19 protein-coding genes and 3 pseudogenes are annotated in these 22813 nt (G+C 70.5%); 10 read left to right on the top strand and 12 right to left on the bottom strand.

Going from position 1 to position 22813, the window contains the following annotated elements; translation table 11 throughout:
* Positions 1-4: 4 nt before the first annotated feature.
* Positions 5-3004 (bottom strand): bifunctional [glutamine synthetase] adenylyltransferase/[glutamine synthetase]-adenylyl-L-tyrosine phosphorylase, encoded by a 3000-nt coding sequence (locus ACIBJF_RS23205; RefSeq protein WP_399176273.1) that lies wholly within the window; start codon positions 3002-3004, stop codon positions 5-7.
* A 508-nt stretch (positions 3005-3512) separates the two neighbouring features.
* Between ACIBJF_RS23205 and ACIBJF_RS23210 the strand changes: the two genes are divergently transcribed.
* From ACIBJF_RS23210 to ACIBJF_RS23220, 3 genes are read left to right on the top strand one after another with little or no spacing between them, the layout of a single operon-like run.
* A complete protein-coding gene (locus ACIBJF_RS23210) occupies positions 3513-4400 on the top strand; it encodes an alkaline phosphatase family protein (RefSeq protein ID WP_399176275.1) in 888 nt (295 codons plus the stop codon).
* A 1-nt stretch (position 4401) separates the two neighbouring features.
* Positions 4402-5661, top strand: a complete 1260-nt coding sequence (locus tag ACIBJF_RS23215; RefSeq protein ID WP_399176277.1) for an MFS transporter — start codon at positions 4402-4404, stop codon at positions 5659-5661.
* Complete coding sequence (locus ACIBJF_RS23220) at positions 5658-6677, top strand: TolB family protein (RefSeq protein ID WP_399176278.1); 1020 nt, start codon at positions 5658-5660, stop codon at positions 6675-6677. Before ACIBJF_RS23215 ends, ACIBJF_RS23220 begins: the two co-directional genes overlap by 4 nt.
* Positions 6678-6723: 46 nt before the next feature.
* Here ACIBJF_RS23220 and ACIBJF_RS23225 read toward each other — a convergent pair whose 3' ends face one another.
* The 3 genes and pseudogenes from ACIBJF_RS23225 to ACIBJF_RS23235 all read right to left on the bottom strand — a co-directional run bounded on the left by ACIBJF_RS23225 (position 6724) and on the right by ACIBJF_RS23235 (position 7944).
* The gene (locus ACIBJF_RS23225; RefSeq protein WP_399176280.1) at positions 6724-6900 is read right to left on the bottom strand and encodes a hypothetical protein; all 177 of its coding nucleotides are present in this window, start codon (positions 6898-6900) and stop codon (positions 6724-6726) included.
* A gap of 229 nt (positions 6901-7129) precedes the next feature.
* A pseudogene (locus tag ACIBJF_RS23230) lies at positions 7130-7216 on the bottom strand (glutamine synthetase); the annotation flags it as partial.
* A 524-nt stretch (positions 7217-7740) separates the two neighbouring features.
* Entirely contained in the window at positions 7741-7944 is a 204-nt protein-coding gene (locus ACIBJF_RS23235) for a tetratricopeptide repeat protein (RefSeq protein ID WP_399176282.1), read from the bottom strand.
* On the opposite strand from ACIBJF_RS23235, the pseudogene ACIBJF_RS23240 reads away from it, so the two are divergent.
* Positions 7940-8242, top strand: a pseudogene (locus ACIBJF_RS23240) (IS701 family transposase); the annotation flags it as partial. The gene ACIBJF_RS23235 and the pseudogene ACIBJF_RS23240 overlap by 5 nt on opposite strands.
* 24 nt (positions 8243-8266) lie before the next feature.
* Here ACIBJF_RS23240 and ACIBJF_RS23245 read toward each other — a convergent pair.
* The 3 genes from ACIBJF_RS23245 to ACIBJF_RS23255 form a co-directional block, all read right to left on the bottom strand.
* Positions 8267-8710 carry a hypothetical protein gene (locus tag ACIBJF_RS23245; RefSeq protein ID WP_361304564.1) on the bottom strand — a complete coding sequence of 148 codons (444 nt, stop codon included), beginning with the start codon at positions 8708-8710 and terminating at the stop codon, positions 8267-8269.
* Between the two features lie 495 nt (positions 8711-9205).
* A complete protein-coding gene (locus tag ACIBJF_RS23250) occupies positions 9206-9544 on the bottom strand; it encodes a hypothetical protein (RefSeq protein WP_343324481.1) in 339 nt (112 codons plus the stop codon).
* A 167-nt stretch (positions 9545-9711) separates the two neighbouring features.
* Positions 9712-10407 carry a transposase family protein gene (locus tag ACIBJF_RS23255; protein WP_399176284.1) on the bottom strand — a complete coding sequence of 232 codons (696 nt, stop codon included), beginning with the start codon at positions 10405-10407 and terminating at the stop codon, positions 9712-9714.
* Between the two features lie 83 nt (positions 10408-10490).
* On the opposite strand from ACIBJF_RS23255, the gene ACIBJF_RS23260 reads away from it, so the two are divergent.
* A complete protein-coding gene (locus ACIBJF_RS23260) occupies positions 10491-10805 on the top strand; it encodes a hypothetical protein (RefSeq protein WP_399176286.1) in 315 nt (104 codons plus the stop codon).
* A 599-nt stretch (positions 10806-11404) separates the two neighbouring features.
* Positions 11405-12142 (top strand): PH domain-containing protein, encoded by a 738-nt coding sequence (locus tag ACIBJF_RS23265; protein ID WP_399176288.1) that lies wholly within the window; start codon positions 11405-11407, stop codon positions 12140-12142.
* 57 nt (positions 12143-12199) lie between these two features.
* Here ACIBJF_RS23265 and ACIBJF_RS23270 read toward each other — a convergent pair.
* Together ACIBJF_RS23270 and glnA are read right to left on the bottom strand one after the other, a co-directional pair.
* A pseudogene (locus ACIBJF_RS23270) lies at positions 12200-12484 on the bottom strand (5'-nucleotidase C-terminal domain-containing protein); the annotation flags it as partial.
* 933 nt (positions 12485-13417) lie between these two features.
* A complete protein-coding gene (glnA, locus tag ACIBJF_RS23275) occupies positions 13418-14779 on the bottom strand; it encodes a type I glutamate--ammonia ligase (RefSeq protein ID WP_356303289.1) in 1362 nt (453 codons plus the stop codon).
* A 304-nt stretch (positions 14780-15083) separates the two neighbouring features.
* Between glnA and ACIBJF_RS23280 the strand changes: the two genes are divergently transcribed.
* Entirely contained in the window at positions 15084-16274 is a 1191-nt protein-coding gene (locus ACIBJF_RS23280) for a globin domain-containing protein (protein WP_399176290.1), read from the top strand.
* A gap of 6 nt (positions 16275-16280) precedes the next feature.
* Here the strand turns inward: ACIBJF_RS23280 and ACIBJF_RS23285 are convergent, their stop codons facing one another.
* Together ACIBJF_RS23285 and ACIBJF_RS23290 are read right to left on the bottom strand one after the other, a co-directional pair.
* Positions 16281-17105: a hypothetical protein gene (locus tag ACIBJF_RS23285; protein WP_399176292.1), complete on the bottom strand. Its 825-nt coding sequence runs from the start codon at positions 17103-17105 to the stop codon at positions 16281-16283.
* A 72-nt stretch (positions 17106-17177) separates the two neighbouring features.
* Positions 17178-17630, bottom strand: a complete 453-nt coding sequence (locus ACIBJF_RS23290) for an RrF2 family transcriptional regulator (RefSeq protein ID WP_399176294.1) — start codon at positions 17628-17630, stop codon at positions 17178-17180.
* 153 nt (positions 17631-17783) lie between these two features.
* Between ACIBJF_RS23290 and ACIBJF_RS23295 the strand changes: the two genes are divergently transcribed.
* From ACIBJF_RS23295 to ACIBJF_RS23305, 3 genes are all read left to right on the top strand, one after another.
* On the top strand, positions 17784-18461 hold the full coding sequence (locus tag ACIBJF_RS23295; RefSeq protein WP_399176296.1) for a DUF3105 domain-containing protein: 678 nt from the start codon (positions 17784-17786) through the stop codon (positions 18459-18461).
* Entirely contained in the window at positions 18461-19096 is a 636-nt protein-coding gene (locus ACIBJF_RS23300) for a DUF305 domain-containing protein (protein WP_399176298.1), read from the top strand. Before ACIBJF_RS23295 ends, ACIBJF_RS23300 begins: the two co-directional genes overlap by 1 nt.
* 245 nt (positions 19097-19341) lie before the next feature.
* Positions 19342-21282 (top strand): protease pro-enzyme activation domain-containing protein, encoded by a 1941-nt coding sequence (locus tag ACIBJF_RS23305; protein WP_399176300.1) that lies wholly within the window; start codon positions 19342-19344, stop codon positions 21280-21282.
* Between the two features lie 240 nt (positions 21283-21522).
* On the opposite strand, the gene ACIBJF_RS23310 is transcribed toward ACIBJF_RS23305, so the two are convergent.
* Positions 21523-22746, bottom strand: a complete 1224-nt coding sequence (locus ACIBJF_RS23310; RefSeq protein ID WP_399176301.1) for an MFS transporter — start codon at positions 22744-22746, stop codon at positions 21523-21525.
* Between the last annotated feature and the right edge of the window lie 67 nt (positions 22747-22813).

The raw sequence follows: 22813 nt of genomic DNA on the forward strand, positions 1-22813 counted from the left end.
GAGCTCACGCTCCGTCGCCGTAGAACAGCTCCTCGACCACCGTGCGCGCCCTGCGGGTGGTACGGCGGTACGCGTCCAGCATGTCCCCGGCGTGCCCGGCGCCGTAGCCCAGGTAGCGGCCCACGGCGGACAGCTCGCGCGGCTCGGTGGGGAAGGTGTCGCCGGCCCGGCCGCGCACCAGCATCACCGCGTTGCGCACCCGCGTCGCCAGCACCCAGGCCTCGTCCAGGATCTCCGCCTCCTCGGCGGACAGCAGCCCGGCCTCGCGCGCGGCGGCCAGCGCCTGGCGGGTGCGGGTGGTGCGCAGACCGGGCTGCTCCCAGCCGTGCCGCAGCTGGAACAGCTGGACGGTCCACTCGACGTCGGACAGCCCGCCCGGACCGAGCTTGGTGTGCAGCTTCGGGTCGGCCCCGCGCGGCAGGCGCTCGGACTCCATACGGGCCTTCAGCCGGCGGATCTCACGGACGGCGTCCTCGTCGAGGCCGCGCCGCGGATAGCGCAGGGGGTCGATCAGCTCGGTGAAGCGGCGGCCCAGGTCCTCGTCCCCGGCGACCGGCTCGGCCCGCAGCAGCGCCTGCGACTCCCAGACCAGGGACCAGCGGCGGTAGTACGCCTCGTACGACTTCAGGGTGCGCACCAGCGGGCCCGACTTGCCCTCCGGGCGCAGGTCGGCGTCGATGAGCAGCGGCGGGTCGGCGCTGGGCAGCTGGAGCAGGCGGCGCATCTCGGCGACGACCTTGTTCGCGGCGGCGGCCGCCTCGTGCTCGTCCACGCCGTCCTGCGGCTCGTGCACGAAGACGACGTCCGCGTCGGAGCCGTAGCCCAGCTCGTGGCCGCCGAAACGGCCCATCCCTATGATCGCGAACCGGGTGGGCAGCGTGTCGCCCCAGCCGTCCCGGACCACCGCGCGCAGGGTGCCGGCGAGGGTGGCGGCGGTGAGGTCGGAGACCGCCGCGCCGGCCCGGTCCACGAGGGCGCCCTGGTCGGCCTCGGCGGGGCTGGTCTCGGTGCCGTAGGAGCCGACGATGTCGGCGGCGGCGGTGCGGAACAGCTCGCGGCGGCGCACGCCGCGGGCCGCGGTGACGCCCTGCTCGGCGTTCTCCGCGCGGCCCACGGCGGCCAGGATCTCCTGCTCCAGGTGGGCGCGGACGCGGGGGGCGAGGCCGCCGCCGTCGCCGTCGCCCAGCAGGGCCACCGCCTCGGGGGCGCGCATGAGGAGGTCGGGGGCGAGGCGGCCCGCCGACAGCACCCGGGCCAGGTTCTCGGCCGCCGCGCCCTCGTCGCGCAGGAGGCGCAGGTACCAGGGGGTCTTGCCGAGCGCGTCGGAGACCTTGCGGAAGTTCAGCAGGCCCGCGTCCGGGTCCGCGGAGTCGGCGAACCAGCCGAGGAGGACGGGGAGCAGGGTGCGCTGGATGGCCGCCTTGCGGGTCACGCCGGACGCGAGCGCTTCGAGGTGGCGCAGGGCGGCCGCCGGGTCGGCGTAGCCGAGGGCGACGAGGCGCTCGCGGGCCGCCTCGGGGCTCAGGCGGGCCTCGCCGGGGGCGAGTTGGGCGACCGCGTCGAGCAGCGGGCGGTAGAACAGCTTCTCGTGCAGCCGCCGTACGACGCCGGTGTGCCGCTTCCACTCCCGGATCAGCTCGGTCACCGGGTCGGTGCGCAGGCCGAGGGAGCGGCCAAGGCGCCGCTGGTCCTCCTCGGCGACCGGGACGAGGTGGGTGCGGCGCAGGCGGTAGAGCTGGATGCGGTGCTCCATCGAGCGCAGGAAGCGGTACGCCTCGTCCAGGCGGGCGGCGTCCTCGCGGCCGACGTAGCCTCCGGCGGCCAGGGCCTGCAGGGCGTTCAGGGTGGTACCGCTGCGCAGGCCGTGGTCCGTGCGGCCGTGCACCAGCTGCAGGAGCTGGACGGCGAATTCGACGTCGCGGAGGCCGCCGGGGCCGAGCTTGAGCTCGCGCTCGATCTCGGACGCGGGGATGTTCTCGACCACGCGCCGGCGCATCTTCTGGACGTCCGCCACGAAGTTCTCGCGCTCGGCCGCCTTCCAGACCAGGGGTTCCAGCGCGTCGACGTACGCCTGGCCGAGGTCGGCGTCGCCCGCCACCGGGCGGGCCTTGAGCAGGGCCTGGAACTCCCAGGTCTTCGCCCAGCGTTGGTAGTAGGCGAGGTGGGAGGAGAGGGTGCGGACCAGGGGACCGTTGCGGCCCTCGGGGCGGAGGTTGGCGTCCACCGGCCAGATGGAGCCCTCCACGGTGGTCTCCGAGCAGATCCGCATGAGGTGCGAGGCGAGGCGGGTGGCCGCGGTGAGGGCCTTGGCCTCGGTGGTGCCGTCGGCCGCCTCCGCCACGAAGATCACGTCCACGTCGGAGACGTAGTTCAGTTCGTGGCCGCCGCACTTGCCCATCGCGATCACCGCGAGGCGGCAGGCGGCGGCGTCCCCGGGGGCGTTGGCCTGCGCGATGGCCAGGGCAGCGCGGAGGGTGGCCGTGGCGAGGTCGGCGAGTTCGGCGGCCGTCTCGGCGACGTCCGTGGTGCCGCAGACGTCGCGGGCGGCGATGGAGAGCAGACAGCGGCGGTAGGCGACGCGGAGGGAGACGGGGTCGGTGGCCCCGGCCAGGCCGCGCTCGAACTCCTCGACGCCCGGGTGCAGGTCCCGGGGCTCGTAGGTGACCAGGGCGTGCCAGTCGCTCGGGTGGCGGGCCAGGTGGTCGGCGAGGGCGGCGGAGGCGCCGAGGACGCCGAGGAGGCGGTCGCGCAGCGGCTTGGCCGCGATGAGGGTGTCCAGCAGTTCGCGGTGGGCCGTCTGGCCGTCCTGTGCCTCCAGGAGGCGGACCAGGCCGTGCAGGGCGAGGTCGGGGTCGGCGGTGGCGCCCAGGGCTTCCAGGAGGACGGGGTCGTTGCGGACGGGGGTGAGTTCCGGGCCGTCCAGGAGGCGCTCCGCGGCGGAAGGGTCGGTGAAGCCGTGCCGGAGCAGGCGGCTGAAGGTACTGCTTCTGCGCCCCGGCGTCATCTCCGTGGCCTCCCCTGCGTACGTCTCGGATCGGCATCGTCCTGGCCAGAGCCTAACCGGAGGGGGGCGGGGGGGCTTCGCCGAGCGGGGGAGCCTGCGGGGGTGGGGTGTGGGTGTGGGTGTGCAAGGGAGGTGCCAGGTGCCGGGACGTGGTCGCCTGCGGGCGCCCGGTCCCGTGCCCGGGCGGTGCCGGGTGCCCGGACCCGGTCATCTGCGGGGGCCCGGCCCCATGTCGGGGACATGGCCGACTGCGGGTGTGTGGTTCTGTGTGGGCCCTGCAGGTGCGTGGATCCCTGCTGGTGCGTGTTCTACGCCCGCCCGCGGAAGCCCGGCGCTGGTCGCTGGGGGCGGACAGTGGCCGGCGCCTCCCTTTCCGCCGGGCGTGGCTGCGGGTAGTAGTTCATCCGCTCTTCACTCTCCCGGTTGGGTGCCGTGCGGCGGGGGAATGTTGGCGTGTGCATGCTCTGTCCGCACCGCCAACCCCGTCCGCCCCCAACCGGAGGTTGATGTGTCCGGCAGTTCCTTGTCCCGCCGTGCCCGTACCGTCGTGGCGTCCGCAGCGGCCCTCGCCGCGGCCGCGTTCGGACTGTGGACCGGGATCGGCGAGGAGTCCGCGCACGCCGCGGGCGCCGTGCCGAGCCCGGACCACGTGGTCGTCGTGGTCTTCGAGAACCACGCGTACAGCCAGGTCATCGGCTCCTCCAGCGCCCCGTACATCAACTCGCTGAAGTCGGGGGGTGCCAACCTCACGCAGTCCTACGCCGAGACCCACCCGAGCCAGCCGAACTACTACGCCATGTTCTCCGGCTCGACGCAGGGAATCACGGACGACAGCTGCGTCACGCCGGGGTTCTCCTCCGCCCCCAACCTGGCGTCCGAGCTGATCGCCGCCGGCCGCACCTGGGCCAGCTACAACGAGACCCTGCCGAGCCAGGGCTCCACCGTGTGCACCAGCGGCAAGTACGCCCAGAAGCACAACCCGTGGTTCGGTTTCAGCAACGTGCCGACGTCCAGCGCCAAGACGTTCGCCCAGTTCCCCACCGACTACACCCAGCTCCCCCAGCTGTCGTACGTGGTCCCCAACCTGTGCAGCGACATGCACGACTGCTCGGTGTCCACCGGTGACACCTGGCTGAAGAACAACCTGGGTGCCTACGCGACCTGGGCCAAGACCCACAACAGCCTGCTCGTCGTCACGTTCGACGAGGACAACCGGCTCAGCGGCAACCGGATCCCGACCGTGCTGTACGGGCAGCCAGTGGCGGCCGGGTCGTTCAGCTCGACCACGTACAACCACTACGACCTGCTGCGCACCCTGGAGGACAGCCAGGGGCTGACCTCGCACGCGGGCAACGCGGCCTCCGCCAAGGACATCACCGGCATCTGGGCGTCCTGACGTGTACGTAGCGGACAGCCGCGCGAGTACGCCGGCGTCCGCGGACGGTGCCGTCCGGCCGCTGGCCGGGCGGCGCCGTGCCGCGATCGCCCCGACCGTGCTCGCGCTCGGAACGGTCAGTCTGGTGACGGACGTGTCGTCCGAGATGGTCACGGCCGTGCTGCCGTTGTACCTGGTCAGCGGGCTGGGCCTGTCCCCGCTGGGCTTCGGCCTGCTCGACGGCGTCTACAACGGGTTCTCGGCGGTCGTACGGCTCGTGGGCGGACACCTCGCGGACCGTGGTGGCGGGCGGCACAAGTGGGTCGCGGGGTTCGGGTATGCGGTCTCGGCCGTGTGCAAGCCGCTGCTGCTGGTCGCGCACTCGCTCACCCCGATCGGGCTCGTCCTGGCCGCAGACCGCACGGGGAAGGGGCTGCGGACCGCGCCCCGGGACGCCCTCATCTCGCTGTCCAGTACGGCGGAGAGCCGGGGGCGGGCCTTCGGTGTGCACCGGGCCATGGACACGGCGGGTGCGCTGCTCGGCCCGCTGGCGGCCTTCCTGATCCTGCGGGCGACCGTCGACGGATACGACGCGGTGTTCACTGTCAGCTTCTGTGTCGCGGCGCTGGGCGTGCTGGTCCTGGTGCTGTTCGTGCCGGGCGGGCGCGGTGGCGCGGCCGAGGACGAGCGGCCCACCCTGCGGGGGGCGGTGGGGCTGTTGCGGCGGCGTGGGCTGCGGCGGATCGCGGTGTGCGCGCTGCTGCTGGGCCTCGCCACGGTCAGCGACTCGTTCGTGTATCTGCTGCTGCAGCGCCGGCTCGGCGTCCCGGACCGGTGGTTCGCGCTGCTGCCGCTCGGTACGGCCGCCTCCTTCCTGCTGCTGGCGGTGCCGCTCGGGCGGCTCGCGGACCGGGTGGGCCGGTGGGCGGTGTTCGTCGCCGGGCACGGTGCCCTGCTGATCGCGTACGCCTTGCTGCTCACGGCATGGCACGGCTCGGCCCTGCCGTACGTCGTCCTCGCCCTGCACGGCGCCTTCTACGCGGCCACCGACGGCGTGCTGATGGCGGCGGCCTCGGACGGGGTGCCCGAGGCGCTGCGCTCGTCGGGGCTGGCCCTCGTGCAGACCGGGCAGGCGCTGGCCCGGTTCGCCTGCTCGCTGCTGTTCGGCGCGGCCTGGACGGTGTGGGGCGACCGGGCGGCGCTGGCGGGCGCGGCGGTGGCGCTGGCCGCGTGTGCCGCCTTCTCCCTCACCCTGCGCCCGAAGGGGACGGTGCCCGCATGACCGTACGCAACCGCGTCCTGATCCTGGTCGCCGCCGTCGCCGTGCTCGCGGCGGTGGGGCTGGCGTCCGTGCTGCACGCCTCGGCCCGGGCCGACCGCCGTGACCAGGCGCAGGCGGGCGGTCCGCGGGTCATGGCGGGGGCGGTGACGCTGACCGGGCACGGGCGGATGGTCTTCCGGAACATGGCGTGGGGCCCGCATCGCGACGAGCTGGTCAGTGTGCCGGCCGGCGATCCGTCGGGGGTGCGGACGGCGTCCGGGGTCAAGTGCCTGCGTTTCTACACCGCTTCGGGCACCGGTGTCTGCCTGCAGGCGGTGCACGGCCCGGTCTCGGACACCTATCGCGCGCTGATTCTGGACGCGCGTCTGCGGACCGAGCACCGGTACGACGTCCCGGGCATCCCGTCCCGCGCCCGGGTCTCCCCCACGGGTCACTTCGCGGCCTGGACGGCGTTCGTGGGCGGTGACTCATACGCCGGTACGAACTTCTCCACGCGTGCGGCGATCGTGGACACGAGGAGCGGTGAGCTGATCCCGTCCCTGGAGGCCTTCCGGATCGTCAAGGACGGGCACACGTACCGCGCGGCGGACGTCAACTTCTGGGGCGTGACGTTCGCGGCGGACGACCGCACGTTCTATGCCACTCTGGCGACGCAGGGGCACACGTACCTGGTCCGGGGCGACCTGCGCGCCCGTACGGTCACCACCCTGCACGCCAACGTCGAGTGCCCGTCCCTCTCGCCCGACGGCACGCGGATCGCCTACAAGAAGCGGGTCGAAGGCCTGCCGAAGGACGCCCCTTGGCGGCTGTACGTCCTGGACCTGCGCACGATGCGGGAGACTGCCCTGGCCGAGCGCAGGAGCGTGGACGACCAGGCGGTCTGGCGCGGCGCCCGTACGATCGTCTACGCGCTGCCGGGTGACTACGGCGCCGATCTGTACCAGATCCCGGCGGACGGTTCGGGAACGCCCCAGCGGATCAGCACGGCCGCGGTGTCACCGGCGTACCTCCCCTGAACACACGTACGGCGTCGTTCGTGGCAGTTGTCGCGCAGTTGGACACTCACCTTGCCCCGCCCCCGTCGTTGTGGCTCTGGCCGTCGATGGCTGCGGCCAGGGCGAGAATTGCTTGGACTTGGGCAGCGGCGATGGCAAGTGTTTCGGAGCGCTGGAAGTTTTTGGGATGAACCTGGTCCAGGATCTCCTGAGCCTTGTTCGCGTGAGTCTCGTAGTCCGCCATGGTTCCCCCCTAGTGATGGTGATCCTCACTGTAGTAAGCGGCGCTACGACTGCCACCTGATCGGGACGCGAGGGCGCGGCGTCTTGAACTTGGGGCTTCATCCTGATCAGGTCGATCACGGGGTCCTTGCCCGGAGACAGCCCAGAGGCTGTGAGACACAGCGGGGCCGACGGTCCGCGACCGTCGGCCCCAAGGGATCGTTTCGGCGGAAGCCCGCCCTGACCTGCCCCTACAGCACCGGCAGGTTCTTGCGCAGCTCGAACGCCGTGACCTCCGAGCGGTACTCCTCCCACTCCTGGCGCTTGTTGCGCAGGAAGTGGCACGGGGCGGAGAGCGGCCTCATGCGATCAGGGCCGACCCAGCGCTGACCAGCAGCCGAAGGGTCGCTGTTGGTCGTAGTTGGTCACTGCGGGCCACCCTTCGACGGCCCAGAGACGGCCCAGCTTCAGCGCGCCGGCAGATTTACAGCGGGCTCCGCCCGCCCCTCACGACCTGCGAGTTCTCCTTGATTCCGCCGTTGCGGGGGACGCCTGGGGGAAGTCGGAGTTCCGCCTGGTCTGCTAGGTCCTCCCTCTGGTCTTCGGTATCAAGGGCTGATCATCGACTGAGTGAACAGGCGGAACTGAGTGTAGGGCCGGCCTGTGCCCTCAGCCTGGGAAGCTTGGGTCTTCTGGCCTGAGTTGCCCTGCTGACCTGCGACTAAGGAGGCCGGCTCTCGGGTAGGCCGCCGCTCGATACTCCAGTGTTCCCCGTGATTCCCCGCTAGATCTGGCACGCGTCTGGCACGGATCTTTTCGTCCAGAATCTCGGCTGGGTGGTTATTGAGGTCTGGTGCGCTGGTCAATCGGCCGTGGATGGCTGCTGTGAGTCATCTGCGGTCGTTGAGGTTGCTGTACTTCTCTGCTGTACAGCGTCGTCATCCTCTCGGGCACGCGAGAGGTTGTTGCGGGTGGCGAGGGTGTCGGGGTGGTCGGGGCCGAGGAGGCGCTCGCGGTCAGCCAGCACCTCCTCAAATAGTTCGAGGACGTCCTGGGTGCCCGGCATCGCCGTAAGAAACGGCCACCAGGTCAGACGATGGACGTCCTGGCACCGCTGGGTCACCCTCGCGATGCTCGCCCACGCCTTCCTCGCCGCGGCCACCGCCCACGAACGCGCCCAACAACCGGCCCCGGACGGACTGATCCCGCTGACCTGCAGCGAGATCCAGCACCTGTTCACCCCACTCGTCGCCCAGCCCATCCATACAGCTGGACACCGGCTTCGCCGGTCCGCATGGCGACGACGCCACCAGGCCCGAGCCCGCAGATGCCACTACCAGCGGCAAGCCGCCCATCAGCCATGAAGATCGCGATCAAGAGCTGGACCACTAACGCCATTCGGTCACCAGCCACTTTCCGTCGACCTTCGAAAGCAGCAGCTCGCTGATCTGGAGAGGGTTGTCGTCGAGGTTTATGTGTCCGAGGCTGCTGTCCCTTGCAAAGAACCGGGACGCGTAGGCGTCGGCCAACTTGCCTCGTTCCGCGCCACTCAGGGGTCCTACCAGCGCTTCGACGGCCTGCGGACACATGTCCTTGTGCTGGGCGGCAGCGAGTTCGGACTGCGCGGTCCGGGTCATGAGGGCGCAGGTGGCCTCGCCGTTACCTGAGCCAAGGGCTTTTAGGAACGCCTTGCCGGAGTCCTCCAGCGCTGCGAGGTCCCCTCTGGTGTCGCGAATCGTGAGGAAGATCCCTGCTCCTCCGATCGCGAGCAGTACCGCCACTCCCCACAGGACCAACAGGCGTCCCCTGTCCCAACCGTTCGTGTCGGCCAACTGTCTCATTCCTCTGTGCCGTAACCTGCGCGCTCGTCATCGGAAGTGTCGCAGCGCGGAACTCCCTCCTTGCGGGAAAGCCGACGACAGCCGCAGACACAGTGGCATCCCCGGCCACTGGGCGGTGTGCATCGTAAAGTCGCAGGTCACGGGTCTGGTGTGCAGGGTGATTCGGGTACTCGCGTAGGTCGGCGGCGGATGACCATGGCGTAGATCATCGGACGGGTCCGGTGTCGGCGGGATGCCGGGTTCGGCTGTGCCCACGACCGGCCGCCGCCTACGATCCGTCAGCGGGTCGGCACGCCATGAGATCGCGGGAGGCTGCGGAGAGGCAGGAGCGGCAAGAAGATCGCCCAACAGGCCGACGGCGAGGTTCTGCTGTACGGCTCCCTCATACGCCCCCGCGACACTCCACCCCACCGGACCGACGATCCGCATCTCCGGAACCCTGGGGTTCGGGCGGTTGAAGGTCCGTCACGCCCGACGCCGAGGGAACTACTTCCACGCAACGGCCACGACGACCGCGGCCGCCGAGAGTGTCCCCACGGCGTAGAAGGCCCACTGCTGCTTGTTGCGCATGCCCATCAGAGCTGCCACCGCCACCAGAACGTCCAGGGAGAGCTTCACCCCCATCTTCGCGTTGTCCACCGGTAGGTCGAGGGACGTCCGGGTCCATATCAGTCCCGCACCGGTGACCAACTGTATGACCGCGCTGATCGGCATGTAGCTGCCGGCCACCGGGTTCTTCTCCCTCAGCTGATAGAAGAGGCCGCCCATGATCGCGGCGAACCCGAAGAGGTGGAAGACGAGGAACACATATCTGAGGATCTCCATGCCGGCGATCATCCCATCCCTCAAAAGGTGGGCCCACACCGGGAGTTGACATGCTCCGATACATTGCGGGGCGGGCATCCCTGAGTTGCAGGTGTGAGTTCTGGTGTGTGTGGGCCTCGGGATGCTCGCGCTGGTCGGGGGCGGGTGATTTCGGTGAAGATCGTCGGTCACCGGGAGACTTCGCGGTTGGTGAGGACCAGCAGGGCCCTGACCAGCGCGGTCGCCCACCTTGGGTCGGTGCGGACCTTGGCGAGCACGCGCCAGTTCTTGAGGTGGGCGAAGCCGTGCTCGACCGGGGCCCGGACGGCCGCGAGGGTCTTGTTCGAGAACTTCTGCCCGCGGCTCAGGGGCAGGTTCCGGGCGGCCCTGTAGCCGGTGATCACCGCCGGGTCGGCGTCGGGATCGCTGTCGTCGAGACCGACGAACCCCAGGTCGGCGATGGCTGCGAGCCCGGCCGCCCGTAGCCTGGTGGTGAGCTTCTCGTGCCGGCAGGCGGTGATCTCCGAGGTGCGTCCGGGCCGGGCCGCGGAGACCCATAGCAGACGGCCACGATCGTCGGTGAGCGCGATCACGAGCAGGCCATGGCATTTGCTCTTGCCGGAGTAGTTCTTGCGGTTGTCCTTCCCGGTGCGCCGCCGGGTGCGGATCAGCGAGCCGTCCATGAGCACGATGCCGCCGCCCGTTCGGGCGATCTTCTTCAGGGCGCGGTCCAGGCGTGGGGCGCGGGCGGCCAGCAGGCCGACGACTTCGTCCTCGATTCCCCGTGAGTCCCCGCCCGTTCTGACACGGAAGTGGCACGCCCCGCGGCCTCCTCGATGCGAACTATGGGCACGACGGTCACTGAGGTCTGCTCGGCTGGTCACACAATCGCATGTGGCTGCTGACCGGTTGACTCGGGTCGCGACGGTTGCTGTACCTCGCTGCTGTACGGCAGGAAGGGCTCTGCTTGGATCAGCCCATGATTTCTGTTGGCACCCCGGACGAGACGCAAGAGAAAGCAGAGCTTGCAGTCTGGTTCGGCGGAGCGTCCTTGGCGTTCTGGTTCTGCTGTCCGTTCTGGATACTGGTCAGCTTCGTCGCGCTGCCTCTGGCGCTCGTTGGCCTGGTGCGGGCCTTTGTCGAGTATCGCGCATCGAAGTCGAGGCGAGCGAACGGGGCACGAGCTGTAGTGGGAGGCGTGTTGTCCCTCTTGGGAGCGGCAGCGGCGATCGCCTACATGATCTTTCTGGCCACCCATCCTGATCTTCCCGTCCAGGGATAGCCGCCTCATTTAAGGAGCGAGGTGAGGCGAGTGCCGCTCTGACCTGCGAACCGCCCGCGTGGGCAGACCGGTGGCTGGTCACCCGCCGGCCACTGTCGTTCTCCGTGACTCCCCGCTGGATCTGGCACGGGTGTGGCACGGCGAGCGCGGGCCTCATCCCTGTCAGAGGTCGTGAGGGCTCATGAACGTCGAGATGTCTGAGCTCGGAGTGCAGGGGGTCGCCAGCCGTCTCGCCATTTCCTCCTCCGATACTGGCCGACGCTCGGGCGGCTGGTAGTCAGCGGTGGATGTCAGCGCGCCGTACGCGTCCGCCCCAGGGCGGCGAGGGCAGTCCTCACCCTTCCGGTGCTGTCAGTGCTCGTCGGTACCCTCCTCGCGAGACGCGATCAGGTCTAGGGGTGGAGGCGAGATGGCTGATTGGTTGGTTTCGACGGGAGCAGCTCTCATCGGCGGCCTGAGCCTGCGCGGTCTCGTCGCCGCCCACGGCGGCACCCTGCGGTGACCTGCGGCATACCCCGGGGGGTAGGACTCTCAGGGAACGCCCCTATCCTCTCCCCAGCCGCGCACGTGTTCGTGCGCATCGGGTGGGGAGAACAGCGGTGGACAACAGCGCCATGCCGTCGGCCGGCGTCGGAATCGTGCGGGAGTACCGCAAGTACAAGAAGACGCCCTTGGGGAGGATTCTGGGGCCGTCGGTCATTCCGATCCTCGCCTTCTCCCAGACAATGCGGCACGGCGACCCGTTCCGGTGGCCCATGCTCATCCTCGCCGTCATTTTCGTGCTGACCCTCGCGCGGCTGGGGCTCTACATGCGGCGCGGCCGCACGCTGGTCGACCCTGACGGCATTACACTCCGCCGCGCCCTCACCGAGCGCACCCGCGCCTGGTCCGCCATCTACGACATCCGCGCCGAGCCCGTTCCGAACGCCATGGGTTCCGCCCGCCGCTGGCTCGCCTACCTCTACGACACCGAGGGCCGGCGCCTCCTCCTGCCGCACATCGACGACTGGCAGCTGGACAACCCGCCGGCCGAGGTCGCCGGTCTGCTGGCCGTCGGTGCCCCGTACCGCGGCATGGCGTGGGCGCGCCGGCCGGAGGTGGAGGCGCTGATCCGGCAACGGGCGGCGCACCGGAGGGCCTGGCTGTGGGCGGTCTACGGGGCGCTCATCGTCTTCGGGTGCATGACCGTACTGTCGATCGGACTGTTGTTCACCTCGGACGGCTCGCCCGTGGTCCTGCTGACGATGCTGGTTCCGCTGGGCTCCTTCGTCCTGTTCGCCGCCCTCTTCCACGCGGGCTGGAAGTACCTGGTCCCCCGCGACCAGCGGGAGGCCTGACACACGTCGGGGGCGGCCGGTCCGGCCGCCCCCGAGGTCACTTCCGGCGCACGGCGCCTACCACACGACGGTGATGCGGTCCGCCGGAAGCGGTGCGATCGGGCTGCCAGCGGAGGAGCTGGCCGTCAGGTGCTTCTCCAGCGCGCCCAGGTCGTCGCCGCCCACCAGGTCGCCCGTGCCCTGGCCGAGCGTCGGGAAGCCGTCTCCACCGCCCGCCAGGAAGCTGTTGGTGGCGACGCGGTAGGTGGCGGCCGGGTCGATGGGGCTGCCGTTGAGGCGGATGGAGTCGGTGACGACACGGTCCGCGCCGGACTTCGTGAAGTCCAGGGTGTAGGTTGCCCCGATACCCCACATGCGCGGAGAGGCGATGGGCCTGCGCCACAGGAAGGGCATCTGGCCCCACAAGATCGCTACAGCTCCTGTCCCGAAGGTCACGAGCCATGCGATCGCTATACAGATCCAGTCGATGACGTCCACCGACACCCAATCCCCCCACCACCATCACTGCGGCTCGTTCGCGCAGCGCGGAGATCCTGTCAGGCCAGTCATACGACGGGAAATAAACCGCTCAGGTCTTTAGCGCGATCTTTACCCCTGCCAGAAGTTGCGGGTGTCCAGTACCCACCACATTCCCCAGCTCCCATCCCGTCTCGGCGACGGCCCACACACCGTGGAGCGGGCGTGGTTCAGGGCGTCAAGGTGGAGCGCGCCACTGTACGAACGACCTTGACGCCCTGGGCCGCGGCTGCTCGGCTCTGCCTGGGTCGACGGCAGACGGGATGGGAGCCCCCCGCGCACGCCACTCACCGGCCGGCACTCGCGAACGGAGCCCCCCCCCATCTCGGAGCCTGAGCGCCCCCGCCGGAGGCTCGTTCTGACCGTGGCCGCTCCGTGCGGTGCTCGGCTCATGGCCTTCGGCCCTACCCACACGTGGGCGCGCGTCGGCGCAGCGTGCGCGGAGCGGGCCGAAGGCAGGAGCGCAGCGCGCAGCGGAGCCGGGAAGCGCGCCCGGCGGAGCGGAGCGCAGCCGGGGCTTGATCGAGGCGGCAGTGAAGGTTTCAACAGCGCTGGACCTCGGCCCAGCAACGGTAGTGGCTTCTCCCGTGCACCCCTGAACCGACTCTCGGGGCCACAGGGGACGTGGCTACAGCGCGGTGAGTATCCGTTCCGACGGCCCAGAGACGGCCCGGCGCCCGCGAGACGCACAGGGGGCCGACGGTCCACGACCGTCGGCCCCAAGGGATCGTTTCGGCGGTAACTCGCCCTGACCTGCCCCTACAGCACCGGCAGGTTCTTGCGCAGCTCGAACGCCGTGACCTCCGAGCGGTACTCCTCCCACTCCTGGCGCTTGTTGCGCAGGAAGAAGTCGAAGACGTGCTCGCCGAGGGTTTCGGCGACCAGGTCGCTGCGTTCCATGAGGGTCAGAGACTCGCCGAGGTTCTGTGGGAGGGGCTCGATGCCCATCGCGCGGCGCTCGGCGTCGGAGAGGGCCCAGACGTCGTCCTCGGCGCCCGGCGGGAGCTCGTAGCCCTCCTCGATGCCCTTCAGACCGGCCGCCAGGAGGACGGCGTAGGCCAGGTAGGGGTTGGCGCCCGAGTCCAGGGAGCGGACCTCGACGCGGGCCGAGCCGGTCTTGCCGGGCTTGTACATCGGGACGCGGACCAGGGCACTGCGGTTGTTGTGGCCCCAGCAGATGTACGACGGGGCCTCGCCGCCGGCGCCGGCCGTGCGCTCGGAGCCGCCCCAGATGCGCTTGTAGGAGTTCACCCACTGGTTGGTGACCGCGGAGATCTCCGCCGCGTGCTTGAGCAGGCCCGCGATGAAGGAGCGGCCGACCTTGGAGAGCTGGTACTCGGCGCCGGACTCGTAGAACGCGTTGCGGTCGCCCTCGAAGAGGGAGAGGTGCGTGTGCATGCCGGAGCCCGGGTGCTCGGAGAAGGGCTTCGGCATGAAGGTCGCCTGCACGCCCTGCTCCAGCGCCACCTGCTTCATGACCAGGCGGAACGTCATGATGTTGTCCGCGGTGGAGAGCGCGTCGGCGTAGCGCAGGTCGATCTCCTGCTGGCCCGGCGCGCCCTCGTGGTGGGAGAACTCCACCGAGATGCCCATCGACTCCAGCATGGTGATCGCCTGGCGGCGGAAGTCCATGCCGACGTTGGTGGGCGTGTGGTCGAAGTAGCCCGAGTTGTCGGCCGGGGTGGGGCGGGAGCCGTCCAGCGGGCGGTCCTTCAGCAGGAAGAACTCGATCTCGGGGTGGGTGTAGAAGGTGAAGCCCAGGTCGGAGGTGCGGGCCAGGGCACGCTTGAGCACATAGCGGGGATCCGCGAAGGACGGGGAGCCGTCCGGCATGAGGATGTCGCAGAACATGCGGGCGGTGCCGGGGGTCTCCGCGCGCCACGGCAGGACCTGGAAGGTGGACGGGTCCGGCTTGGCGATCATGTCGGACTCGTAGACCCGGGCGAATCCCTCGATGGCCGAGCCGTCGAAGCCGATGCCCTCGTCGAAGGCCTGCTCCAGCTCGGCGGGGGCCACGGCGACGGACTTGAGGAAGCCCAGCACGTCCGTGAACCACAGGCGTACGAACCGGATGTCGCGCTCCTCCAACGTCCGGAGCACGAACTCCTGCTGCTTGTCCATCTTCCGCTACCCCATCCTTGCTGGTCAGGCCGCCTGTCCCCCGTCCCGCGGGAGGCGGTCGGGCACCTGAGCATCCCACCACAACACCATTTCATGCGCGTTGCGGACCTTGATCGCGGACGCATCCTCGGCCTGAACGCCTCTCGTACGGCAGATGTACTGCCGTGTCGCCCATCTTGCCTGTTCGGACCGGCATCCGTAATGGCCGATTCGCTGACGGCGTGAGCGATGCCACGTCCGTTTAATTTGCATCTCAGATGCAAGTTTTCTTACGGTCGGATCAGTTGAGATGCAAGGAGTCCTGATGCTGACCGAACAGTCCGCAGTCACCGTCCGTGCCACCCTTCCCGCAGTCGGCGCGGCCATCGGCGAGATCACCGAGCGCTTCTACGCCCGCCTCTTCGCCGCCCACCCCGATCTGTTGCGGGACCTGTTCAACCGCGGCAACCAGGCCTCCGGCGCCCAGAAGCAGGCCCTCGCCGGCTCCATCGCCGCCTTCGCCACGTACCTGGTGAACAACCCGGACCAGCGGCCGGACGCGATGCTCGGCCGCATCGCCCACAAGCACGCCTCCCTGGGCGTGGCCCCCGAGCACTACCCGATCGTGCACGAGCACCTCTTCGCCGCCATCGCCGAGGTCCTCGGCGAGGCCGTCACGCCCGAGGTCGCCGCCGCCTGGACCGAGGTTTACTGGCTGATGGCCAACGCGCTCATCGCCGTCGAGAAGCGGCTGTACGAGGAGAGCGGCAGCACCGAGCGCCGCCCCTGGGAGGTCGTGGAGCGCGTCGAGGAGACGGCGGACGTCGTCACCTTCCGGCTCCGCCCGGCCGACGGCGGCCCAGTGCGCGACTTCCGCGCCGGCCAGTACGTCTCCGTCCAGGTCGAGCTGCCCGACGGCGCCCGGCAGATCCGGCAGTACAGCCTGTCCGGCGCGCCCGGCGAGGCGCTCCGCCAGCTCAGCGTCAAGCGCGTGACCGGCGACGACGCCCCCGACGGCGAGGTCTCCAACCACCTCCACGCGCGCGTGCGGGTCGGTGACGTCCTGGACCTGTCCGAGCCGTACGGCGACCTCGTCCTGGACGCCGACGCCGAGGCCCCCCTGCTGCTCGCCTCCGCCGGTATCGGTGTGACCCCGATGATCGCGATGCTGGCCGACCTCGCGGCGAGCGGCCACGGCGGCCCGGTCACCGTCGTCCACGGCGACCGCTCCCCCGCCGATCACGCCCTGCACACCGACCACGAGACGTACGCCGGAAAGCTCGCGGACGCGTCCGTGCACTTCTTCTACGAGCGGGACGCCGAGCCGGGCACCCGCACCGGCCTGGTCGACCTCTCCGGCATCGCCGTACCGGCCGGCACGCGCGCGTACCTGTGCGGACCGCTGCCGTTCATGCGCGCGGTGCGGGCCCAGCTGATCGCGAAGGGCGTGGCCCCGGCCGACATCCACTACGAGGTGTTCGGTCCGGACCTGTGGCTGGCCCAGCAGGGCAGCTGACCCCGCTCAGCCCCGGTCGTGTCCGCCGGCCACCTTGGTCACCTTGTTCATGAGCGGTGACAGCTTGTCGACCAGGGCCTGGTAGTCGGCGGTACGACCGTCCGACCACTGGCCCAGGCCGACGACCAGCTGCCTGCCGTACCCGGCGAAGGACTGCACCAGCCCGCTGTCCGCCGGCAGCGCCCTCAGGCCGGATCCGGCGGGCGGCGTCAGCACGCCCACCTCGTAGTCCGTGGGGTGCGTGCTCAGGGCGGTGACCAAGTGGACGACGTCGACCGGGTCCTTCATGCCGAAGGCGACGATCGTGTACTCGTTGTCCGACGCGTCCTTGTACAGGGCCCCGATCACGCCCCGGCAGCCCTTGCTCGCCTCGATCAGCGCGGTCAGGTTCGGGCCCACCATGCCCGAGCCCGTGCAGTTCGGACCGCCCGACTGCTTGACCTTGGTGTAGCCGGCGACCCGCGCCGGGAACGCCTGGTCCACGGTGACCATCGACATCGGCGCCGTGGACGGCTCCGCCGAGCTCTCCGGCCGCGCCGACCGCTGCGAGGGGGCGGCCGACGCGGGCCCTGCCGCCCCGCCCGCCGTCTCGTGCCGCGTCCCGTGTCCCGCGCTCAGCCAGAATGCCGCTCCGGCCAGCACGGCCACGGCACCGGCGACGGCCGTCACCGTCATCGCCTTCCGGCGTCGCGGGCGCTTGCCGGCGGCCTCGCGCTCGGCGGCGGCCTGGCGCTCAGCCGCGCTCGGCTCGTGGATCGCCCTGGTCTTCTCGAACTCTCTGACGAACTCGTCCCACCGTTCGTCACCCGCCCCATGGTTCGCGTCAGTCACGCGCGCACCCTAGCGTCCGCCGATGAACGCGCGGAGACGCGCGCAGGTGCCCGAAGACGCCCGCGGAGAGCGTCAACCGGCCGCGGGCCCCCGGGAGATGCCCAGCAGCAGAACGCCCGTCGGCTCGGCGACGAGCTCGTCGATCGTGATCGGGTCCAGCGCCGCGTAGAACGCCTCCTGGGCCCGACGCAGGGCGCCGCGCAGACGGCAGGCGGAGTTCAGGGGGCAGGGGGCCATACCCGCCGTACCCTCGCAGTCGACCACGTCGCCCTCGCCCTCGAAGGTGCGCACCACCGCGCCGACCGAGGCCGTACGGCCCTTGGCGGTGAGGGCGAGGCCGCCGCCCCGGCCGCGCCGGGCGTCGACGAGGCCCAGGTGCTGGAGTTCGGCGACGACCTTCGCGGCGTGCGTGTAGGGCACGTCCATGTCCGCCGCGACCTGGCGGGTGGCGGGCGTGGCGTCGGCGGTCACGGCCAGTCGCATCAGGATGCGCAGGGCCAGGTCGGTGGAGCGCAGGAGCCGCATACCACGAGCGTAGGTAATGCGCATCCCGGGTTCAAATTTTCGCCTCGGTCGCCTCTTTGCCGTGCCCTGTCTACGGAAGCCGCACCCTTCCCCATTACGATCAGCGGGCCCCACCCTTCCCCGTTGTCGGCCCTTTCCCCAGAAGGACACCTCATGGGTTCCGCCAAGAACAGCAGCGCGGCGCGCAAGGCGCGCATCGAGGAGATGCGCCGTGCCGAGCGTGCGCGCGAGCGCCGCAACCGCGTGCTCACCATCGCCGCGAGCGTGGTGGTCGTCGCCGGCCTCGTGGTCGGCGGTGTGGTCCTCGTGAACTCCCAGTCCGGGAAGAAGAAGGACACGGCGAGCGACTCCAAGGCCTCCGGGAGTTCCGGGGACTCCGGGCACTGGACCACCGGCAAGGACGGCGTGCGGGCCTGGTCCGGCAAACTGGCGCGGACGCACGTCCAGACCAAGGTGTCGTACCCGATGCACCCGCCGGTCGGCGGCAACCACAACCCCGTCTGGGCGACCTGCAACGGCACCGTCTACACCAAGCCCCTGCAGGACGAGAACGCGGTGCACTCGCTGGAGCACGGCGCGGTCTGGGTGACGTACACCAGCAAGGCGAACAAGGCCGACGTCGACGCGCTGGCGGCGAAGGTGAAGAAGACGCCGTACTCGCTGATGAGCCCGTACGAGAACCAGGCGGCGCCGCTGGTGCTGTCGGCCTGGGGCCACCAGGTGACCGTCAAGAGCGCGGACGACCCCGAGGTGAACAAGTTCTTCGCCGCCTACGTCCAGGGCCCGCAGACCCCGGAGCCGGGCGCCGCCTGCACCAGCGGGGCGATGTAGTGAAGCGCCGGCACGTCGGCTGGATCGCCGGGGCCGCGGCGGCGGTGCTCGTCGCGGCCGGCGCCATCACCTACGCGGTCGCCGAGGACAGGACCGGTGGCCCGGCCGTGCGGACGCCGGGCGCGGAGTCGGCGGACGCCGGGTTCGCGCGGGGCATGGCCGTGCACCACCAGCAGGCCGTGGAGATGTCGTACATCGTCCGGGACCGCACGCAGAACGCGGAAGTGCGGCGGCTCGCCTACGACATCGCGCAGACGCAGGCCAACCAGCGCGGCATGCTGCTGGGCTGGCTGGACCTGTGGGGGCTGCCGAAGGTGTCGGAGAAGCCGCCGATGGCCTGGATGGGCATGGGCGACATGCCCGAGCGCGGGGACGGCTCGCTGATGCCGGGCATGGCGACCGACACGGAGCTGAGGAAGCTCCAGTCGCTGAACGGCAAGCAGGCCGAGATCCTCTACCTCCAGCTGATGACGGACCATCACAGGGGTGGGATCCACATGGCCGAGGGCTGTGTCGCCAAGTGCACCGTCGGCGTGGAGAAGCGGCTCGCGCAGGGCATGGTGGACGCACAGCAGGGCGAGCTCCAGGTGATGGCGCAGATGCTGAAGGAGCGGGGCGCGAAGCCGCGTTCCTGAGCGGCGGACCTGAACAGCCGCCACACATTTCCGTTACACAACCGTGAGGTACGAAAGGCGCAATTCGCCCTATCTGACGGCTACTTGAGCTTCTCTTGACCTTTTCGTTCCCCTGGCATGAACGGTTCATCGAAAGAGTGACCCCATCATGTGATCCATTCGCCGGCCGAACCGCCGCGGGCCGGCGCGCGGACGCATGACGTACCAGCCACTACATGCATGCGAACCGCATCGCAGGGGGTTCTATGAGATCCAACCGCGCCAAGCTGCGCGCCGTGAGCATGGCAGCCACGCTGCCCATGGTCGCCGGCGCGCTGGCGCTGGGCATACCCGCGGCACACGCCGCGGACAGCCCCGCCCGTGAGGCACTGAAGGGCACCAAGCCGCTCTGGGCCACGGCCAAAGCGGACAAGGGCGCGACCTCGAACAGCGCCCAGGTGAACGCCCGGGTCTACCTGGCCGGCAAGAACGCGGCGGGCCTCGCCGCCTACGCCAAGTCCGTGTCCGACCCCAGCTCGCCGCTCTACGGCAAGTACCTGAGCGCCAAGAAGGCGCAGGCCGCCTTCGGCGCCAGCAAGGCCCAGGTGGCCGCCGTCAAGTCCTGGCTGACGTCGGCCGGTCTGAAGGTCACCGAGGTCACCCAGCACTACGTCGCCGTCTCCGGTGACGTGGCCGCCGCCGAGAAGGCGTTCGGCACCCAGCTGCACAACTTCGCCAAGGGCTCGGCGACTTACCGCGCCCCGGCCAAGTCGGCCACCGTGCCGGCCGGCCTGAAGGGCACCGTCCTGACCGTCACCGGCCTGGACAACGCCCCGCACAAGGCCAACCACGACGACCAGCTGCCGCCGCCGGACGGCGTGTTCAAGAACTCCGGGCCGTTCTCCTCGTACTACGGCTCGAACATCGCGACCACGCTCCCGGACGCGTACGGCGGCAAGATCCCGTACGCGATCAAGGGCTACACCGGCAAGCAGCTGCGCGCCGCGTACGGCGCGGGTGACTACACCGGCAAGGGTGTCCGCATCGCGATCACGGACGCCTACGCGTCCCCGACGATCGCCTACGACGCGGGCACGTACGCGGTCAAGCACGGTGATGCGGCCTGGAAGACCGGCCAGCTGCACCAGGTGCTGCCGAAGAACTACACCAAGACCAAGGAGTGCGGCGCCGCCGGCTGGTACGGCGAGGAGACCCTCGACGTCGAGGCTGTGCACGCGGTCGCCCCGTCCGCCGACGTCACCTACGTCGGTGCGGCCTCCTGCTACGACGACGACCTGCTGGACTCGCTCAGCAAGATCGTCGACAACCACCTGGCCGACATCGTCTCCAACTCCTGGGGCGACATCGAGGCCAACCAGACCCCGGACCTCGCGGCCGCCTACGACCAGGTCTTCCAGCTGGGCGCGGTGCAGGGCATCGGCTTCTACTTCTCCTCCGGTGACAACGGCGACGAGGTCGCCCACACCGGGACGAAGCAGGTCGACACCCCCGCCAACTCCGCCTGGGTGACCGCGGTCGGCGGTACGTCGCTGGCCGTGGGCAAGGGCGACACGTACGAGTGGGAGACCGGCTGGGGCACCAAGAAGGCGACCCTGTCGGCCGACGGCAAGAGCTGGACCAACTTCCCCGGCGCCTTCACCTCGGGCGCGGGCGGCGGCACCAGCAAGACGGTCGCCGAGCCGTTCTACCAGAAGGGCGTCGTCCCGGACTCGCTCGCCAAGGCCAACAGCGCCGACGGCAACCGCGTCGTCCCGGACATCGCGGCCATCGCCGACCCGAACACCGGCTTCCTGGTCGGCCAGACCCAGTCCTTCCCGGACGGCTCGGAGCAGTACAGCGAGTACCGCATCGGCGGCACCTCGCTCGCCGCTCCGGTCATCGCGGCGGTCCAGGCCCTGGCCCAGGAGGCGCGCGGCGGCAAGGCGATCGGCTTCGCCAACCCGACGATCTACGCCAAGTACGGCAAGCAGGGCGTCTTCCACGACGTCACGGACAACCCGACGGGCTCCGGCCTGGCGGTCGCCCGCGTGGACTTCGCCAACGGCTTCGACGCGTCGGGCGGCCTGCTCTACTCGGCCCGCACCCTCGGCAAGGACAGCTCCCTGTCGGCGGTCAAGGGCTACGACGACGTGACGGGCGTCGGCTCGCCGGCGAACGGTTACGTGCAGTCGTACCGCAAGCACTGACGCACTGCCGCTCCGCTGAGCAGTGGGGGCGTGGGGTCCTGGTGACCTCACGCCCCCTTTGCGTTGCGCCCACCTCGCCGCGGGGCCGCCCCCTTCTTCGGACGGGCCTCATCCGTTCGCAGGAGGGGAGTGACTGGCGGATTTGTTCCACCCCCGACCGCCTCTCGGCCGACCGAGTCGGGTGCACGGGTGGGCCGGTGGGCAAAGGACCCGGGGATCCAGGGGGCAGCGCCCCCTGGTTCAGTGGTGCAGCACCCCCGGCTCCTCCGGCATGTGGGAGGCGACCAGCCTCTCCCGCCCCACCGACGGAGTCCCCCGGCGGCGGTCCACCCCGTACGCCACGCCGGCCACGCCCAGACCCAGCACCGCCAGCATCGCGCCGGCCAGCGCCGGGGACGTCGTACCGAAGCCCGCCGCCAGTGCCAGGCCGCCGATCCAGGCGCCGCCGGCGTTGGCCAGGTTGAAGGCCGCCTGGTTGGCGGAGGAGGCCAGGGAGGGGGCCGCCGATGCCTTCTCCATCACCATCAGCTGCAGCGGCGAACCCGTGATGAAGGCCGCCATGCCCAGCAGGGTCACCGCGAGCGCCGCGCTCCACTCCGCCCGCATCAGCACCGGGAACAGCAGCAGCACGGCACCCAGTGACGCCAGGCCGCCGAACAGGGTGCCCCGCAGCGAGTGGTCCGCCAGGCGGCCGCCCCACAGGTTGCCCGCCGTGGCGCCCACGCCGAACAGGGCCAGGAGCAGCGTCACGTTGCCCTCCGCGAACCCGGCCGACCGCGTCAGCATCGGGGTCACGTAGCTGTAGGCCGCGAAGAGCGCGCCGAAGCCCGCCACCGTCGTACCCAGAGCCAGCCAGACCGGCAGGGACCTCAGCGCGGCCAACTCGCCGCGCAGGCCCGCCGACGAGGCGGCCTGCCCCCGGTCGTGCGGGATCAGCAGCGCCAGCGAGGCGATCGCCGCGAGGCCGATCGCGCTCACGCCCAGGAAGGTGGCCCGCCAGCCCAGGTGCTGGCCCATCAGCGTGGCCGCCGGTACGCCCGCGATGTTGGCGACGGTCAGGCCGAGGAACATCAGCGAGACCGAGCGCGCCTTGCGCTCCGGCGGGACCATCGTCGTGGCGACGACCGCTCCCACGCCGAAGAAGGCGCCGTGCGGCAGACCGCTGAGGAAGCGGGCGGCCAGCAGGGAGTCGTTGCCGGGGGCGAGCGCCGAGAGCGCGTTGCCCGCGACGAACAGCGCCATCAGGGCGATCAGCACCGTGCGGCGGGACATGCGGGCCGTGAGCGCGGCCAGCAGCGGGGCGCCGATCACCACGCCCAGCGCGTACGCCGAGACCAGGTGCCCGGCGGCGGGGATCGAGATGTGCAGGTCGTCCGCGACGTCGGGCAGCAGGCCCATCATCACGAACTCGGTCGTACCTATACCGAAAGCGCCGACGGCCAGAGCGAGCAGGGCCAGGGGCATGAAGGGCCTGTGCCTTTCGAAGTCAGAGAGGAGAAAGGGAGAGCGGTTCCGTCACAGCATATGTTCA

The sequence above is a fragment of the Streptomyces sp. NPDC050743 genome (assembly GCF_044456925.1).
GTDB lineage: Bacteria > Actinomycetota > Actinomycetes > Streptomycetales > Streptomycetaceae > Streptomyces.